General features: G+C 68.4%; 12 protein-coding genes and 1 riboswitch. Of the genes, 3 read left to right on the plus strand and 9 right to left on the minus strand.

Features of this window, described 5'->3' with window-relative positions; translation table 11 throughout:
* Window positions 1-56: 56 nt before the first annotated feature.
* Window positions 57-1,031, plus strand: coding sequence for a Dyp-type peroxidase (locus C1927_RS00965; RefSeq protein WP_108745697.1), 975 nt, complete (start codon window positions 57-59; stop codon window positions 1,029-1,031).
* A gap of 110 nt (window positions 1,032-1,141) precedes the next feature.
* On the opposite strand, the gene pnuC is transcribed toward C1927_RS00965, so the two are convergent.
* The 5 genes from pnuC to C1927_RS00990 form a co-directional block, all read right to left on the minus strand.
* On the minus strand, window positions 1,142-1,705 hold the full coding sequence (pnuC, locus tag C1927_RS00970) for a nicotinamide riboside transporter PnuC (RefSeq protein WP_108747740.1): 564 nt from the start codon (window positions 1,703-1,705) through the stop codon (window positions 1,142-1,144).
* Window positions 1,706-1,713: 8 nt separating this feature from the next.
* Window positions 1,714-3,903 carry a TonB-dependent siderophore receptor gene (locus C1927_RS00975; RefSeq protein ID WP_108745698.1) on the minus strand — a complete coding sequence of 730 codons (2,190 nt, stop codon included), beginning with the start codon at window positions 3,901-3,903 and terminating at the stop codon, window positions 1,714-1,716.
* A gap of 70 nt (window positions 3,904-3,973) precedes the next feature.
* Window positions 3,974-4,068, minus strand: a riboswitch (TPP riboswitch).
* Between the two features lie 52 nt (window positions 4,069-4,120).
* Window positions 4,121-5,248, minus strand: a complete 1,128-nt coding sequence (locus tag C1927_RS00980) for a phosphotransferase (protein ID WP_108747741.1) — start codon at window positions 5,246-5,248, stop codon at window positions 4,121-4,123.
* Window positions 5,249-5,388: 140 nt separating this feature from the next.
* Window positions 5,389-5,760 (minus strand): glycine zipper 2TM domain-containing protein, encoded by a 372-nt coding sequence (locus C1927_RS00985; protein ID WP_079224772.1) that lies wholly within the window; start codon window positions 5,758-5,760, stop codon window positions 5,389-5,391.
* A 189-nt stretch (window positions 5,761-5,949) separates the two neighbouring features.
* Window positions 5,950-6,582 carry a response regulator transcription factor gene (locus tag C1927_RS00990; protein WP_254051523.1) on the minus strand — a complete coding sequence of 211 codons (633 nt, stop codon included), beginning with the start codon at window positions 6,580-6,582 and terminating at the stop codon, window positions 5,950-5,952.
* 16 nt (window positions 6,583-6,598) lie between these two features.
* On the opposite strand from C1927_RS00990, the gene C1927_RS00995 reads away from it, so the two are divergent.
* On the plus strand, window positions 6,599-10,213 hold the full coding sequence (locus C1927_RS00995; RefSeq protein ID WP_108745700.1) for a transporter substrate-binding domain-containing protein: 3,615 nt from the start codon (window positions 6,599-6,601) through the stop codon (window positions 10,211-10,213).
* Between the two features lie 8 nt (window positions 10,214-10,221).
* Here C1927_RS00995 and C1927_RS01000 read toward each other — a convergent pair whose 3' ends face one another.
* Complete coding sequence (locus tag C1927_RS01000; RefSeq protein WP_079224776.1) at window positions 10,222-10,635, minus strand: c-type cytochrome; 414 nt, start codon at window positions 10,633-10,635, stop codon at window positions 10,222-10,224.
* A 65-nt stretch (window positions 10,636-10,700) separates the two neighbouring features.
* Complete coding sequence (locus C1927_RS01005) at window positions 10,701-12,377, minus strand: electron transfer flavoprotein-ubiquinone oxidoreductase (RefSeq protein WP_108745701.1); 1,677 nt, start codon at window positions 12,375-12,377, stop codon at window positions 10,701-10,703.
* A 223-nt stretch (window positions 12,378-12,600) separates the two neighbouring features.
* Here C1927_RS01005 and C1927_RS01010 point away from each other — a divergent pair, with 223 nt between their 5' ends.
* Window positions 12,601-13,764 carry an acyl-CoA dehydrogenase family protein gene (locus tag C1927_RS01010; protein ID WP_108747742.1) on the plus strand — a complete coding sequence of 388 codons (1,164 nt, stop codon included), beginning with the start codon at window positions 12,601-12,603 and terminating at the stop codon, window positions 13,762-13,764.
* Window positions 13,765-13,872: 108 nt separating this feature from the next.
* Here the strand turns inward: C1927_RS01010 and C1927_RS01015 are convergent, their stop codons facing one another.
* Window positions 13,873-14,352 (minus strand): tRNA (cytidine(34)-2'-O)-methyltransferase, encoded by a 480-nt coding sequence (locus tag C1927_RS01015; RefSeq protein WP_079224780.1) that lies wholly within the window; start codon window positions 14,350-14,352, stop codon window positions 13,873-13,875.
* A gap of 70 nt (window positions 14,353-14,422) precedes the next feature.
* A complete protein-coding gene (locus C1927_RS01020; protein ID WP_079224782.1) occupies window positions 14,423-14,899 on the minus strand; it encodes a hypothetical protein in 477 nt (158 codons plus the stop codon).
* Window positions 14,900-15,293: the final 394 nt, after the last annotated feature.

Genomic DNA, 15,293 nt, shown 5'->3' on the forward strand with positions numbered 1-15,293 from the left:
AATCGCCCGCACTTCGCCGCGCGCGATGCGCCCGCCCCACGCCAGCAGGATGTACCGTGAATTCCCAGCCCGCACCGATCACCGCCCTCAACCACACCCTCGACAACGAGCCGCAGCAGATCACCGCGCCGTTGACCCACTCGGCCGCGTTCCTGGTGCTGAAGGTGAAGGACGATGCCGGTTCCATCGCCAGGGTGCGCGAGGTGCTGGGCAGCAGCGATGACCTGATCAAGAACACCGCCATCCGCGATATCGAGCGCACCTTCACCTGCAACGTGGCCATCGGCCACCGCGTGTGGGAGCCGTTGGTGGGCACCGCGCCGCCGCGCGAGCTGAAGCCGTTCCGCGAGATCAAGGGCGCCACGCATACCGCCGTGTCCACCCCGGGTGACCTGCTGTACCACGTGCGTGCGCGCACGATGGACCTGATCGTGGCCTTCGAGCGCAACCTGCTGATGGCGTTCGGTGATGCCGTGGAAACGGTCGATGACGTGGCCGGCTTCCGCTACTTCGATGGCCGTGACCTGCTGGACTTCGTCGATGGCACGGCCAACCCGGAAGGGCTGTCGCTGCCCGAAGCCACGATCGTCGGCGACGAAGATCCCGAGCACGCCGGCGGCAGTTACGTGGTGGTGCAGAAGTACCTGCACAACCTCGATGCCTGGCGCGCCCAGAAGACCGAGGCGCAGGAGGCCATCATCGGCCGCACCAAGCACGACAACATCGAACTGGACGATGCCCCGGCCGACGCGCAGAAATCGCACAAGACGCTCTGCACCATCGAGGATGCCGACGGCGAACACGAGATCCTGCGCGACAACATGCCCTTCGCCAACCCGGGCCGCGGCGAGTACGGCACCTACTTCATCGGTTACACGCGCCGCCTGTGGGTGATCGAGCAGATGCTCGAGCGCATGTTCATCGGCAACCCCGCGCCGCTGCACGACCGCATCCTCGATTTCTCCACCGCCACCACCGGTGTCACCTTCTTCGCACCCTCGCGCAAGGTGCTGGCCGACCTGGGCGACTGACCCTCACGCCACGCGTGAAGGCCATGTCCAGTAGAGCCACGCCATGCGTGGATGGCCGCCCGGTAGATGCCAACCTTGGTTGGCAGAAGCACGCCAACCCAGGTTGGCGGCTACCGAAGCTCCTGCTCGCGCGCCGCAGCGCTCCACGCGCGCAGGCCGAACGCGGCCAGGCCCAGGAAGAACACGTACAGCGCCGCGGTCACGTGCAACGACTTGAACAGGTACGCGCCCACATAGACCACGTCCACCGCGATCCACACCCACCAGCACGCCACATGGCGGCGCGCCTGCCACCACTGGCCGACCAGGCTGAGCGCGGTCAGCATCGCATCCAGCCACGGCAGCGCCGCATCGGTGAAGGTGTGCATGGCGGTGCCCAGGGCGATGCCACCGCACAGGCCGAGGGCCAGGTCGCGCAGCGCCTTGCCGCGCGCCAGCGGCACGATGCGGATGCTGCCCTCGTCGGCGGCATGCTGGCGCCAGTTGATCCAGCCATAGACCAGGAAGCCACCGAAGGCGACCTGCAGCAGCGTGTCCGAGTACAGCTTGGCCTCGGCGAACACCAGGCCATACAGCGCCACCGACAGCAGGCCCACCGGCCACGCCACCAGCCGGCGCCGGGCCATCAGCCAGACGCCGAGCACGCTGCACAGCGCTGCGGTCCACTCGAGCAGGACGCCGCTCACAGTGCGAACGTCACCGACAGGCGGGCCTGCCGCGGTGCGCCGGGGAACAGGTAGTAATCACCACCGCTGCTGCCGGTATCGCGCCAGTAGAAGCGGTTGAAGACGTTGTCCACCGACAGGTTCCAGGTCACCGCACGTTCGTGCAGGCGGTGCTGGAAGCGCAGGCCGGCGTCGAACACCGAGTAGTCCGGCGCGCGCACGCCACCATCGGCGCGGGCGACGTTGGAGGAGGCATAGCGCCAGCCGCCGGTCACGTCCAGGCCCTGCACGAAGGGCAGCGCATAGGCCAGGTGCACGCTGGCGCGCACCTTGGGCACGTTCACCAGCTGGTGGCCTTCATAGGCCGGCGTGCCGGTATCGCGCGCACGCGCCTGCAGCACGCTGGCACTGGCCACGATCTGCAGGGCATCGGTCAGCTGGCCGTTGGCGGTCAGCTCCAGGCCGGTGTGGGTCTGCGTGCCCTGCTGCACGAAGGTGTAACCGGCCTCGCTGTCGTCCGGCTGGGCGAACTGGTACGGCTGGGAGATGCGGAACAGTGCCGCGCCCACGGTCAGTGTGTCGGCCGGCACGTACTTCACGCCCACTTCCAGCTGCCGCGACTGCACCGACGGCAGGAATTCATCGGCATTGGAGGTCCAGAACGGGGCCTCCTGGCCCAGCGAGATGCCGCGCACATAGCTGCCGTAGACGTTGAGCTGGTCGTTGGCCTTCCACACCAGCGCGGTCTGCGGCAGGAAGCGCGACAGGCGGCTCTGCCGCTGCGGGGTGCCGCGCTTGTCATAGGCACGCTCGTCCAGGCGCACGAAGCGACCACCGGCCAGCCACTGCCAGTCATCGCCGAGGCTGATGCGGTCCAGCGCGAACACGGACGTCTGGCGGCTGTCGAGGCGGCGCGCGGACGGGCCGGGCTGCAGCGGCGAGGGCGCGTAGACCGGCACCTGTGCATCGTGGATGTTGGCGCTGCCCACGTACTCGTTGACGCTGGGGCGGCGGTCGACGGTGCGGCGGAAATGGTCGGCGCCGATGGTCAGTTCGTTGCTGATGCTGTCGGTATCGAAGCGGCCGCGCAGTTCGGCGCGCGCCTGCTGGTTGCGGCGGGTGTCGTCCGGGCTGCGGTAGTCGTAGATGTCGTAGTCGCCATTGGGCGCGAAGTAATTGCCCGGCGTGCTGCCATCGGCGCACTGCGCGGTGTAGTAGCAGCCATAAGCGAAGGCCACGTTGTCATCGATGACCGAGCGGCTGTAGCCCACCGACACGCGCGACTGCCAGCGCTCGTTGAAATCGTAGGTGTGCAGCGCGGTGATGTTGGTGCTGGCGATATCCACCGGCCGCTGCCACGGCTGGTAGCCCAGCAGGTGCTTGCGGTCGACGCCGCGCGGCAGTTCGCTGGCGCCCAGCAGCTGGTAGCCGGACACCGAGCGCTGCGTGCTGGTCTGGTAGTTGGCATCCACTTCCAGCTTGCCGCGTTCGCCGATCAGCCAGTCCGCCGCCAGCGAGTAGAAATTGCGGTTGCCATCGGCGTGCTCGACGTAGGAATTGCTGGCATCCCAGGCGGCATTGAGGCGCACGCCAAAACGCGGCGTGATCCAATGGCCGATATCGGCGGCGACATAGCGCGAGCCTTCCGAATCGGTGCCCAGCGTGACGGTGCGCACTTCGGCCGGGCGCTTGCCCACGTAGTTGATGATGCCGCCCGGAGCCATCACGCCGGCGGCGAGGCCCGCTTCACCCTTGAGGATCTGCACTTCCTGCACGTTCTCCAGCGCCAGGCGCTGTTCGCCGGCGATGGCCAGGCCGTTGAAGCGGTAGCCGGTGGCGGCATCCAGGGCGAAGCCGCGGATGGCGATGTTCTGGTAGTAGCCGACCGGCGCGTAGGCATCGCCCAGCGACGCATCGTTGCTGGCCAGCTCGGACAGCGAGCGCACCTGGCGGCGGTCGAGATAGTCGCGGTCCAGCACGTTCACCGAGGCCGGCGTGTCCTGCCAGCTGCCGCCACCGAAGGCATTGGCGCGCGAGGTATCGCCGGCGGGTTTGCCGGCCTGCACGCGCACGGCGGCCAGTTCGGTCGGCGTGCGTTCGGCGCCGGGGGCGGCCACGTCGGGCGACGCCTCGGCTGCGCTGGCGTGCAGCGGCAGGGCGGCGCAGAGGGCAAGGGCGAGCAGGGTGGGGCGCAGGCAGCGGTTCATTCGGTTCGTCTTCTGACAGCAAGGGAGACGAAGCGACGGCGCACGGACGCACCTGCCCGGACCGGGGGTGCGACTGCTGCTCAAAGCTCCCTACGCCGGTGCAAACCGGATCAGGTTCCAAGGGACTCTCTCAGCCTGGCAATCCAGGCACCCCCGCTTCAGGTGACCATTTCACTACAAATGCCGGCGATTTGCGAGCCAGGGGCCCCCGATGCCCTCACGCCGCCGCGCGCAGTGCCTGCAGCAGCCCTTGCCCTGCCTCGCTATGGAACCATGCCGGATGCCCCAGCATGAACGGCTGCCACGCCACGTCGGCATTGGCGGTGGAGCCGGTGATGCCTTCGAAATACTCCACTTCGGACAGTGCGAAGTCGAAATGGACCATCGGCAGCAGGTCGGCCAGCAGCTGCACGCGCGCGGCCGACAGCGGCAGCACCTCGCGGTAGCCCTGCAGCAGGGCCAGGGCGATGTCGATGCGCACGGCGTCGGCACCACGCTCCAGTTCCAGCCAGGCCACCGCATTGCGCTCGATGGCCGTAGCCAGGTCGAACAGCGCGCTGGTGGGCGAGGCCAGGCCGAAATCCAGCACGGTGGCCACCGCGCCGTCGGCATCCCACAGCAGGTTGGAGACGTGCCAGTCGTTGTGGGCCCACAGCCGTGGCTCATCACGCAGGCGCGCCGCCAGGCCCGCATGCCAGGGCAGCACGTCGGCGCGCAGCTGCGCCTGCCAGGGAATGCACGCCAGGTAGCGGGCCAGCCCAGGCCGGTTTGGCAGGTCGGCCTGCAGCGCGGCAATGGGGTCATCGGCGCGGATCAGGTCATCGCGCGCCACCAGGATGTGGGTGCTGCGCTGCGGCGCCGCGTAGCTGGCCGACGCCTGGTGCAGGCGTGCCAGCATGCGCCCGGCCTGCCGCGCCTGCGCGCTGTCGGTCAGCAGCGACCACGACACCGCGTCGCGGTACAGGTCCGCGCCGGCACCGGCCGCATGCAGTTCATAGGTCCACGACCCGTGTTCGACCGCCGTGGCACCGTCGGCGGCGGCCAGGACCTGCACCACCGGCACGCCGTGTGCGGCCAGGTGGGCGATGAAATGGTGTTCTTCCTGCAGGCAGGCGGCGCTGCGCACGCTGTGGTGGTGGCGCTTGATGAATACCCGGCCCATTGCGCCTTCGATGATCGCCGCTGCCGACAGCGGGCGCGGGCTGTGCCAGTGCAGCGTGCTGTCCGCTGCCAGCGCCGGGTACCGCGTGCGCAGCCACGCGACTTCGTCGGCGCTGATCGCCGGCCAGTCGGCAGCGACCTCGTCGTTGTTGAGGCCCTGCACGCGATGGGGGGAAGAAGTCATGCCGCAGCCGCTGCCCGGAAAGGAATCACCAAGGCTGCGCATTCAACGCCATGGGCGCGGCGGACGCAACCGGCGGGCGGGAACGAAAACGGGCAGGTCAGCGACCTGCCCGTTGCCTGGATCACCAGGGAATGCTGCGCTTACCAGCCGCGATGACGGCCACGGTCGTGGTAATGGCGGCGGTCATGGCCACGGTCGTGGTAGCCGCGGCTGTAACCACGGTTGTAGCCGCGGTCGTAACGACGGTTGTCATAGCGACGGTCGTAGCGGCGGTCGTGGTGGTCCTTGGTGGTCAGGTTACCGATCGCACCACCGGCCACGGCGCCGCCGACGGTCGCGGTCGGGTCGCCGTTGGAGATCAGATGGCCGGCCACGCCGCCCACCACCGCACCGACCACGGTGCGCTTGTCCTTCCTCGACATCGCGCTGGCATCGCTGACCACGGCCACGCCGGCCAGCAGGGCAAGCGCCATCGCCAGGCCACGGAAGCTGATTGCGGACGTACTGATCATGTTCGGTTCTCCTGTCTGGGCATGCCACGGTGGGCAGGGAGGGCGGGGGCGCCCCGGCTGCCGTGATGTCCACGCTGGGCTTCCAACATTGTCGGAACATTGCGCGTGGACACCGTGCGGCGTGCGCATTCATCTAGCGTCAAACGGCATGAAGCCTGCCTGAAAGTTCAATCGCCAGAGGGGAAGGATTCAGATTTTGCCGTCACGCAGGTAGTCGAACAGCTCGGCGTCGCCCTTCAGCCCCAGCTTGAGCATCGCATCGCCCTTCTGCCGGCTGATGGTGCTGACGCTCTTGTGCAGCTGCACGGAAATTTCCTTCACCGTCATCCCGGTGCCCAGCAGGCGCAGCACTTCCACTTCACGTGGCGACAGCGGCTTGCCATCGCCCTCGCGCATGCGCCAGCTGCCCGCTTCCTCCACCCGCTCGCGCAGGCTGCGGCTGATGTAGGGCTGGCCGCGATACACCGTCTGGATGGCCTGCGGCAGTTCGTCCATCGACGAGCCCTTGTCGACCAGGCCGAGCACGCCGCTGTCCAGCACCATGCGCAGGATGGCCAGGTTGTTGGACACGCTCAGCATCAGCACCGGCAGGTCGGGGTAGCGCCGGCGGATCATGCCGATCATCGCGAAGCCATCGGCCTGCGCGCTGCCGGGCATCGAGTAGTCGGTCACCAGCATGTCGCAGGGCTGGCTGGCCAGCACGGCCATCAGGGCCTGCACGCTTTCCGCTTCGCCGACGACCCGGCCCACGCCGCTGGATTCGATCACGGCACGGGTGCCGATGCGTACTACCGGGTGGTCGTCTGCGATGATGATGCGCAAGGGGAGAACATCACAGATGCGGAACCGGGCAGTACGTGGATGGGCCTTCCTGCTGGGGCTGCTGGGCCTGTGCGCGCTGGCGCAGGCGGCACCCGGGGCATTGCTGCTCAGTCCGCAGGATCGCGCCTACCTTGCCGCACATCCGGTCATCGTCGTCGGCCAGTATGACAGTGGCTGGCCCCCGTTCGAATCACTCAAGGACGGTCAACAGGTAGGACTGGGCCCAGATTATCTGTCGCTTTTCGCACGTCAACTAGGCGTGAAGGTTGAAGCGCGCCAGTACCCGGACTGGAGTGCCGTGCTGGACGCGGCCTGTCGCGGCGAAATCGACGTGGTGATGAACGTCGCCCTCAACGCCGACCGCGCGAACTGCCTGGTCTCGACCGCCGCCTATGCCGAAGCACCCTTGGCGCTGGTAGGCCGCGCGGGGGATCTGCGTTCGTCGAGCAACCCCGACCTGGACGATCTGCGCGTGGTGATCGAGCGCGATTTCCTCACCGGGCCGCAGATCCGCGCCCGGTACCCGCGGGCGCGGCAGATCGTCGCGGACGATACATCTGCGGCCCTCCAGATGGTCAAAGACGACAAGGCCGATGTCTTCATCGGCAATGCCTACGTCGCGACGGCGTTGATTGCGCGCTCGTCGCTGCAGGGCGTGGTGCTGCTGCGCCCCAGCGATCTGCCGCCGGAGCGGCTGCACTTCGCCGTCCCCGCGGTGAAGCAGCCCTTGGCCGACGCACTGGATGTGGCCCTGGCCGGTACCAGCCAGGCGCAGCGCGATGCCTTTGCACGGCACTGGCTGCCCACGCCGCAATGGTCCGCGTCGGCGCAGCTGGCCCTTAGCCAGGCCGAGAAGCTGGTCCTCCAGCAGCGGGTGAAGATCGCCTACCCGCCCAATGCGCCGCCGCTGTCGTTCGCCGACCGGTACCGGAAGCCGGGCGGGCTGGCAGGCCAGTTCCTGCAGCGCCTTGAGGCGGCGGGTGCCACGCTGGACATCGAGGACAGCCACGATTGGTACGACGCCCGCGAGAAGGCCCGTCGCGGCGAGCTCAATGCGGTGATGGGCATTCCCAACGACTCGCATTACCTGGGGCCGGACTGGATCTTCAGCCAGCCCTATCTCACGGTTCCCAATGTGATCGTGTCAGCCATCAACGGGCCGCCGGTGCTGGGCCTGGGGGATCTGCGCGGCAAGCGCGTGCTGTTGTCCGACCCGGACAGGCTGCGGGCGCGGGTGCTGCAGGAAGCCCCCGATGCCAGGATCATCGCTGCGCGCAGCACCGAACAGGCCCTGCAGCGCCTGGAGGCCGGCGATGCTGACGTCTATGTCGGCAATCTTTCGCTGGTCGATCACCTGCTGCGCAGCCGCTTCAGCGGGCACCTGCAGATTGCGGCGCCGGCCGGCTTCAACGACCAGATGGCGCTGGCGGTGGATCGCGACCATGCCGCCCTGGCCACGGTCTTCGACCGCCTGCTGTTGCAGATGGAGGAGGGCGAGAAGCAGGCGCTGCGCGATCAGCTGCTTGCCACCGATGCCCGGCACGGCTTCGCACTGCATGGTGGCATGGGCTGGAGCCTGCCCATCCTGCTGGTGCTGCTGACCGGTGCACTGGTGCATGCGATCGGCTACGTGCGCCTGCGCCGTGAAGTGGCCGTCCGCCGTGACGTCGAGCAGCGCCTGGCGGAGGTGAGTGACAACCTGCCGGCGGTGGTCTACCAGGCCCGCCATGACGCCCAGGGCCGGCTCAGTTTTCCGTTCATCGCGGGCGACATGCAGCCCCTGTTCGGCATCACCGGCGACATGGCGATGGCCGATGCCGGCGCGTTGCTGGCCTGCATCGATGAAGCGGACCGCGAGCACCTGATGCGCACGATCGAGGTCGCCAAGCGCAACTTCGCCCCGCTCGCGCTGGAATTCCGCGTGCAGCCCGTTGGCCTGCCACCCTGCTGGGTGCGCACCGAAGCCCACCCCTATTCGGCCGAGGCCGGCGCGGTGACCTGGAGCGGCTACTGGGTGGATGTGAGCGAGGCACGCGCGCAGGCCGATGCGCTGGCCGCGGCCACCCGCGAGGCGGAACAGGCGGTGGAAGCCAAGTCGCGCTTCCTGGCCACCATGAGCCACGAGATCCGCACACCGATGAGCGGCGTGCTGGGCATGCTGGAAGTGCTCTCGCATTCGCCGCTGGACCAGGAACAGAAGCGCATCATCGGGGTGATCGAGGATTCGGCGCAGATGCTGCGGCAGATCCTCGATGACATCCTCGACTACTCGCGCATGGAGGCCGATGCGCTGCCGCTGGCGCCGGTACCGACGCCGCTGCGGCCGCTGCTGGAAAGCGTGTGCAGCCTGCTGTCGGCGCAGGCCACCGCGCGCGGCCTGGACCTGCAGGTGGAGATCGATCCGCGGCTGGCACAGGCGCACGAGGTCGATGGCGTGCGCCTGCGCCAGATCATCTTCAACCTGCTCAGCAACGCCATCAAGTTCACCGCGCAGGGCAGCGTGCGCCTGCAGGTGGATGTCCTCGGGGCCACCACCGCAGAGGGCGGCCAGCCGCTGCGGCTGAGCGTGTCGGACACCGGCATCGGCATCGCCGAGGAGCAGATCCCGCATCTGTTCGCGCCGTTTGCCCAGGCCGGCGCGCACATCCAGCGCGAACACGGCGGTACCGGCCTTGGCCTGAGCATCTGCCACCGGCTGGTGCAGAAGATGGGCGGCGACATTTCCCTGCAGAGCGTGCTGGGCCAGGGCACGCGGGTGGACGTGCTGCTGTCGCTGGTGGAGGCGCGTGCCGATGACGTGCAGGCGCTGCTGTCCGAACAGGAACAGACCGCGCTGCTGCCACAGGCGCTGCGCGAGGCGCGCGTGCTGGTGGTGGAGGACCACCCCACCAACCAGGCGATGATGGCCTGGCGCCTGCAGCAGCTGGGCGTACCGCATGCGCTGGTGGACGACGGCCAGCAGGCGCTGGACCGCCTGTCGGCCGAGCCCTTCGACCTGGTCATCACCGATTGCCGCATGCCGGTGCTGGATGGCTTTGCCTTCGCCCGCCTGCTGCGCGAGCGCGAAAGCCGCAACGGCCAGCCGCGCCTGCCGATCCTGGCATTGACCGCCAGCGTGGTCAGCGATGATGCACGGCGCTGCCGTGAGTCCGGCATGGACGACGTGCTGGCCAAGCCGCTGTCGCTGGCCACGCTGCGGCAGGCGCTGCTGCGCTGGCTGCCACAGGCGGCGGCACTGCAGGTGGAGGTGGCGGAGCCCGCGCCGGCGCCGGCGCCCGCTGCAGAGGTGCCGGAGACAGCGGAACTGCCTGACCTGGCCGCCCTGCAGCAGCGCTTCGGCTCACTGCAGGTGGCCACCCAGCTGCGCGACAGCCTGCTGCAGGCCAGTACGGCCGACATCGCGCAGCTGCAGCGCGCGCTGGGCGAAGCGGACCGCGCCGGTGCGATTCAGCAGCTGCACCGCATGGCCGGCGCGCTGGGTGCGGTGGGCGCACGTGGCCTGGCCGAGCGCGCGGCGGCGCTGGAACAGCAGCTGCAGCAGGCCAGCGATGCCGACGCGGCACCGGCGCTGCAGCAGGTGGGCGCGTTCGTGCAGCACCTGCAGCAGCAGCTGCAGCGCCTGGCACCCTGAGCCGCCAGTTACCGCGGGGCCGGTGGCTGCGCGGCCTGCTCCTGCAGGAAGGCAATCACCAACGCGCGGCGTTCGGGGCTGGGGAAGGCGTTGTACATGCGCGTGCCCGGCACCACGTGGGTGGGCGACTGCAGGAAGGTATCCAGCGTCTGCGCGCTCCACACGAAACCGGCGCGGCGCATGCCATCGGAATAGGCGTAATCGGGCAGGCTGCCGGCGCGGCGGCCGATGACCCCGTGCAGGTTGGGGCCGAAGCGGTGGATGCCGCCGGCGTTGACCGTGTGGCAGCCCGCACAGATCTCGAAGGCCTGCTGCTGGGCCTGCAGGCGTAGCTGTTCGGGCGTCAGCGGTGCCGACGGCGTGCGCTGGCAGGCCGTGGTGGCCAGGGCGAGGGTCAGCAGCAGGGGCAGGCAGGCGCGCATGGGCGGGCAGGATAACGGTGTGCCCGCGGCAGCGGGCTGCGACATGCGGTCGCAGCCCGGCAGCCTCACATGCCCGAGTAGTTCGGGCCGCCGCCGCCCTGCGGGGTCACCCAGACGATGTTCTGGGTGGGGTCCTTGATGTCGCAGGTCTTGCAGTGCACGCAGTTCTGCGCGTTGATCTGCAGCCGCGCGCCATCGCCTTCGCCGACGAACTCGTAGACACCGGCCGGGCAGTAGCGCGCTTCCGGGCCGGCGTACTCGGCCAGGTTCACCTTCACCGGGATGCTGGCGTCCTTCAGCGTCAGGTGGCTGGGCTGGTTCTCGTCGTGGTTGGTGCTGCTCAGGAACACCGAGCTGAGGCGATCGAAGGTCAGCACGCCATCGGGCTTGGGGTAGGCGATGCGCGCGTGCCTGGCCGCCGGTTCCAGGCAGGCGTGGTCCGGGGTGCTGTGGCGCAGGGTCCACGGCGGGTTGCGCACACCCAGCTTGGGCAGCAGCCACTGCTCGATGCCGGTCATCAGCGTGGCCACGGTCTGGCCCTTCTTGAACCACTGCTTGAAGTTCTTGGCCTGCTGCAGCTCGGCGTGCAGCCAGCTGGCTTCGAAGGCCTTCGGGTAGGCATCCAGTTCATCGTGCTGGCGGTCGGCGGCCAGGGCATCGAAGGCCGCATCGGCGCACAGCATGCCGGTCTTGATCGCGGCATGGCTGCCCTTGATGCGGCTGACGTTGAGGTAGCCGGCCTCGCAGCCGACCAGCGCGCCACCGGGGAACACCGTCTTCGGCAGCGACATCAGGCCACCGGCGGTGATGGCGCGGGCGCCGTAGCCGATGCGGGTGCCGCCTTCCAGGTGCTTGCGGATGGACGGGTGGGTCTTGAAGCGCTGGAATTCCTCGAACGGGCTCAGCCACGGGTTCTTGTAGTCCAGGCCGACCACGTAGCCGATGGCGACCTTGCCGCCGTCGGCGTGGTACAGGAACGCGCCGCCATAGGTGTCGTTGTCCAGCGGCCAGCCGGCGGCATGCACCACCAGGCCCGGCTCATGCTTGGCCGGGTCGATCTGCCACAGCTCCTTGATGCCGATGCCGTAGGCCTGCGGGTCCTTGCCTTCATCGAGCTTGAAGCGGGCGATCAGCTGGCGGCCGAGGTGGCCGCGCGCGCCTTCGCCGAAGATCGTGTACTTCGCATGCAGGGCCATGCCGCGTTCAAAGGCCGGACCGATGGTGCCGTCCTTCTCGATGCCCATGTCGCCGGTGGCCACGCCGATCACTTCGCCGTTGTCGCCATACAGCACTTCGGCGGCGGCGAAGCCGGGGAAGATCGCCACTTCCAGCGCTTCGGCCTGCTGCGCCAGCCAGCGGGTCACTTCGCCCAGGCTGATGATGTAGTTGCCGTCGTTGTGGAAGCACTCCGGCAGCAGTGCATGCGGCGTGCTGCGCGCGCCGGTCTCGCTGAGGAACAGGAATTCGTCGCGGGTGACCTTCTGCTTCAGCGGCGCACCGCGCTCGGCCCAGTCGGGGAACAGCTCGGTCAGCGCGCGCGGGTCCATCACCGCACCGGACAGCACGTGCGCGCCCGGCTCGGAGCCCTTCTCCAGCACGCACACCGACAGCTCGCGGCCGGCTTCCACCGCGCGCTGGCGCAGGCGGATCGCGGTGGCCAGGCCGGCCGGGCCGGCACCGACGATCACCACGTCGAATTCCATTACTTCACGCGGGGGCAGGGCGTTGGCTTCAGCGCTCATCGATTGCATGACTCGTGGGTAGGGCCGGCATCGGGGCCACCGGCGGTGCCTGGGAATCGCGCGTGCGGCCACGAGCGAAACGGTTGTTTGAATGTGTCAGGGTACCGGGCCGCGCGTGATCGAGCTAGATAGACGCCGTTCACCGCACGATTGCTGCAGCGCAGCGTAATGTCCCGGCCCCGAATGACCGACAATGGCCGGGTCCTGACTGCGCGTGAGTGCCATGGCTTTGCATCCGTACGATCTGTTCGATGTCCGTTCCCTGCTCAGCGAGGAAGAGCGCGCGGTGCAGGACAGCGTGGCCCGCTTCACCAACGAGCGCGTGTTGCCCATCATCGGCGATGCCTTCGACCAGGCCCGCTTCCCCGAGGAGCTGGTGCCGGAAGTGGCGGCGCTGGGCCTGCTCGGCGCGACGCTGCCGGCCGAGTACGGCGGCGGCGACCTCGGCGCGGTCAGCTATGGCCTGATCTGCCAGGAGCTTGAGCGCGGCGATTCCGGCCTGCGCAGCTTCGTGTCGGTGCAGAGCTCGCTGTGCATGTACCCCATCTACGCCTACGGCAGCGAGGAACAGCGCCGCCAGTGGCTGCCGGCGATGGCCCGCGGCGAACTGATCGGCTGCTTCGGCCTGACCGAGGCCCACGGTGGCTCCGACCCGGCCAGCATGAAGACCCGTGCGGTGCGCGATGGCAGTGACTGGCGCATCAGCGGCAGCAAGATGTGGATCACCAGCGGCCCGGTGGCCGACCTGGCCATCGTCTGGGCGCAGACCGAGGACGGCATCCAGGGCTTCGTGCTGGAAAAGGGCATGGCCGGCTTCACCACCCAGGAAATCAAGCACAAGATGAGCCTGCGCGCCTCGCTCACCGGCGCTCTGTACTTCGACGACGTGCGCGTGCCCGACAGCCACCGCCTGCCGAACGTGAAGGGGTTGAAGGGGCCGCTGGGCTGCCTGACCCAGGCCCGCTTCGGCATCAGCTGGGGCCCGATCGGTTCGGCCATCGCCTGCCTGGACGAAGCACTGGGCTATGCCAAGGAGCGCGTGCTGTTCGGCCGCCCGCTGGCCGCCACCCAGAGTGCGCAGATCAAGCTGGCTGAAATGGCCCGCCGGATCACCACCGCGCAGCTGCTGGCGCTGCAGCTGGGCCGGCTGAAGGAAGCGGGGCAGCTGCAGCCGCAGCAGGTCAGCCTGGCCAAGTGGAACAACTGCCGCATGGCCATTGATATCGCCCGCGAATGCCGTGACCTGCTGGGTGGCGCCGGCATCACCACCGAACACGTGGCGATACGGCATGCGCTGAACCTGGAATCGGTGATCACCTATGAAGGCACCGAGACCGTGCACCAGCTGGTGATCGGCCGCGAGCTGACCGGGATCAGCGCGTTCTGACCGCCATCCACGCATGGCGTGGATCTAGTGTGACGCACGCATGGCGTGGACCTACGGGTAGATGCCAACCTTGGTTGGCATGCCGTGGGCACCGCGGTTGAGCGCGCCTTACGCGCCGCCGGCAAACCCGTGCTGGCGCCAGGCCTCGTACATCACCACGGCCACGGTGTTGGACAGATTGAGGCTGCGGTTGTCCGGGCGCATCGGCAGGCGCAGGCGCCGGCCTTCGGGCAGGGCATCGAGCAGGTCCTGCGGCAGGCCGCGGCTTTCCGGCCCGAACAGGAAGGCATCGCCTTCTTCGAACGCCACGCTGTCATAGCGCACGCTGGCCCGGGTACTCAGGGCGAACAGCCGCTTGGGCGCGATGCGCGCCAGCGCGGTGTCCAGGTCGGGATGCACCTGCAGGCGCGAATACTCGTGGTAGTCCAGCCCGGCGCGCTTGAGCTGCTTGTCTTCCAGTGCGAACCCGAGCGGTTCGACCAGGTGCAGCTGCGCGCCGGTGTTGGCGCAGAGCCGGATCACATTGCCCGTGTTGGGCGGGATTTCCGGTTGGAACAGGATCACGTGGAACAGGGGCGCGGCATTCATCGCTGCAGTGTACCTGCGACCGATGCCGCCTTTACGGCGCACGCCCTGCACGGGGCAGGGCGGACGCCGCTTACGGGCGCAGCAGGACCTGGGCGGTTTCGGTGGCCAGGGCCTGCAGGTCGGCAGCACTCGGGCGCACCTGCAGGGCCGGCAGGTTGGTGATGACCTGGTTGGCGACGCTGGTGGCGGCGGCGGCCAGGGTGGCGGCGTAGCGCTCGGCTTCCAGCTCGGCGGCCAGGGCCACGCGCTGTTCCAGGCTCGGGCGCACTTCGACGGCCGCCAGGGTGGTGATCGGCAGGGCGGCGGCGACCGGGGCGGCGATGAAGCCGCCGCGCTCGGCCAGCTGGTCGGCGCTGGGGCGCACTTCCACGGTGGCGAGGGTGACGATGCCGCTGGCCTGTTCCCAGGCCTGCTGGGCCAGCTGGTCGGCGGCCGGGCGGACCTGCACGGTGGACAGGGTCTTGATGGATTCGGAGGCCTGCACCGACGAAACAACCGCGGTGCCGGCAATCAGGGCGATGGCGATGGCAATGGTCTTGGCGTTCATGACGGGGCCTGTTTAGTGTTGGTGAGCGGTGGTGTGGTAGTAAGGTAGAACACCAATTAGGGGCTTGCAAGGAAAATTTTCAATTTCCTTCTTTTGTTCAGCATCCAGTCATTTTGGATCTGAAGCCCTTCCTGGCGCAGGAACAACAGAGCAATCCCCGTGCCAACTTCACATCATTGATTTAAAAGGGTTTTGTAGGCGGCCTGGAGTGTCCGCGGGGCGGACACCTGTCCGTTCGAACTTCCGTGGACACTGTCCGGACGATGAATCTGGCCGCACGTGACCGTGTGGAAGGCAGGCCTGACGGTGCTGGGCGGCGGATACCCCCAGTGACTGGTGGCCGATACCCGGCCCCGCGCCCGCGCGCTAGGATCGCGATTCACCAACGTGACCA

It is taken from the genome of Stenotrophomonas sp. ZAC14D1_NAIMI4_1, from assembly GCF_003086775.1.
Taxonomy (GTDB): Bacteria; Pseudomonadota; Gammaproteobacteria; order Xanthomonadales; family Xanthomonadaceae; genus Stenotrophomonas.

What these genes read in the sequence shown, in the direction of transcription:
- C1927_RS00995 (WP_108745700.1), top strand. Translation starts at nt 6,599, where the DNA reads ATGCGGAACCGGGCAGTACGTGGATGGGCCTTCCTGCTGGGGCTGCTG.
- C1927_RS01000 (WP_079224776.1), bottom strand. Translation starts at nt 10,635, where the DNA reads ATGCGCGCCTGCCTGCCCCTGCTGCTGACCCTCGCCCTGGCCACCACG.
- C1927_RS01005 (WP_108745701.1), bottom strand. Translation starts at nt 12,377, where the DNA reads ATGAGCGCTGAAGCCAACGCCCTGCCCCCGCGTGAAGTAATGGAATTC.
- C1927_RS01020 (WP_079224782.1), bottom strand. Translation starts at nt 14,899, where the DNA reads ATGAACGCCAAGACCATTGCCATCGCCATCGCCCTGATTGCCGGCACC.
- C1927_RS00975 (WP_108745698.1), bottom strand. Translation starts at nt 3,903, where the DNA reads ATGAACCGCTGCCTGCGCCCCACCCTGCTCGCCCTTGCCCTCTGCGCC.
- C1927_RS01015 (WP_079224780.1), bottom strand. Translation starts at nt 14,352, where the DNA reads ATGAATGCCGCGCCCCTGTTCCACGTGATCCTGTTCCAACCGGAAATC.
- C1927_RS01010 (WP_108747742.1), top strand. Translation starts at nt 12,601, where the DNA reads ATGGCTTTGCATCCGTACGATCTGTTCGATGTCCGTTCCCTGCTCAGC.
- C1927_RS00980 (WP_108747741.1), bottom strand. Translation starts at nt 5,248, where the DNA reads ATGACTTCTTCCCCCCATCGCGTGCAGGGCCTCAACAACGACGAGGTC.
- C1927_RS00985 (WP_079224772.1), bottom strand. Translation starts at nt 5,760, where the DNA reads ATGATCAGTACGTCCGCAATCAGCTTCCGTGGCCTGGCGATGGCGCTT.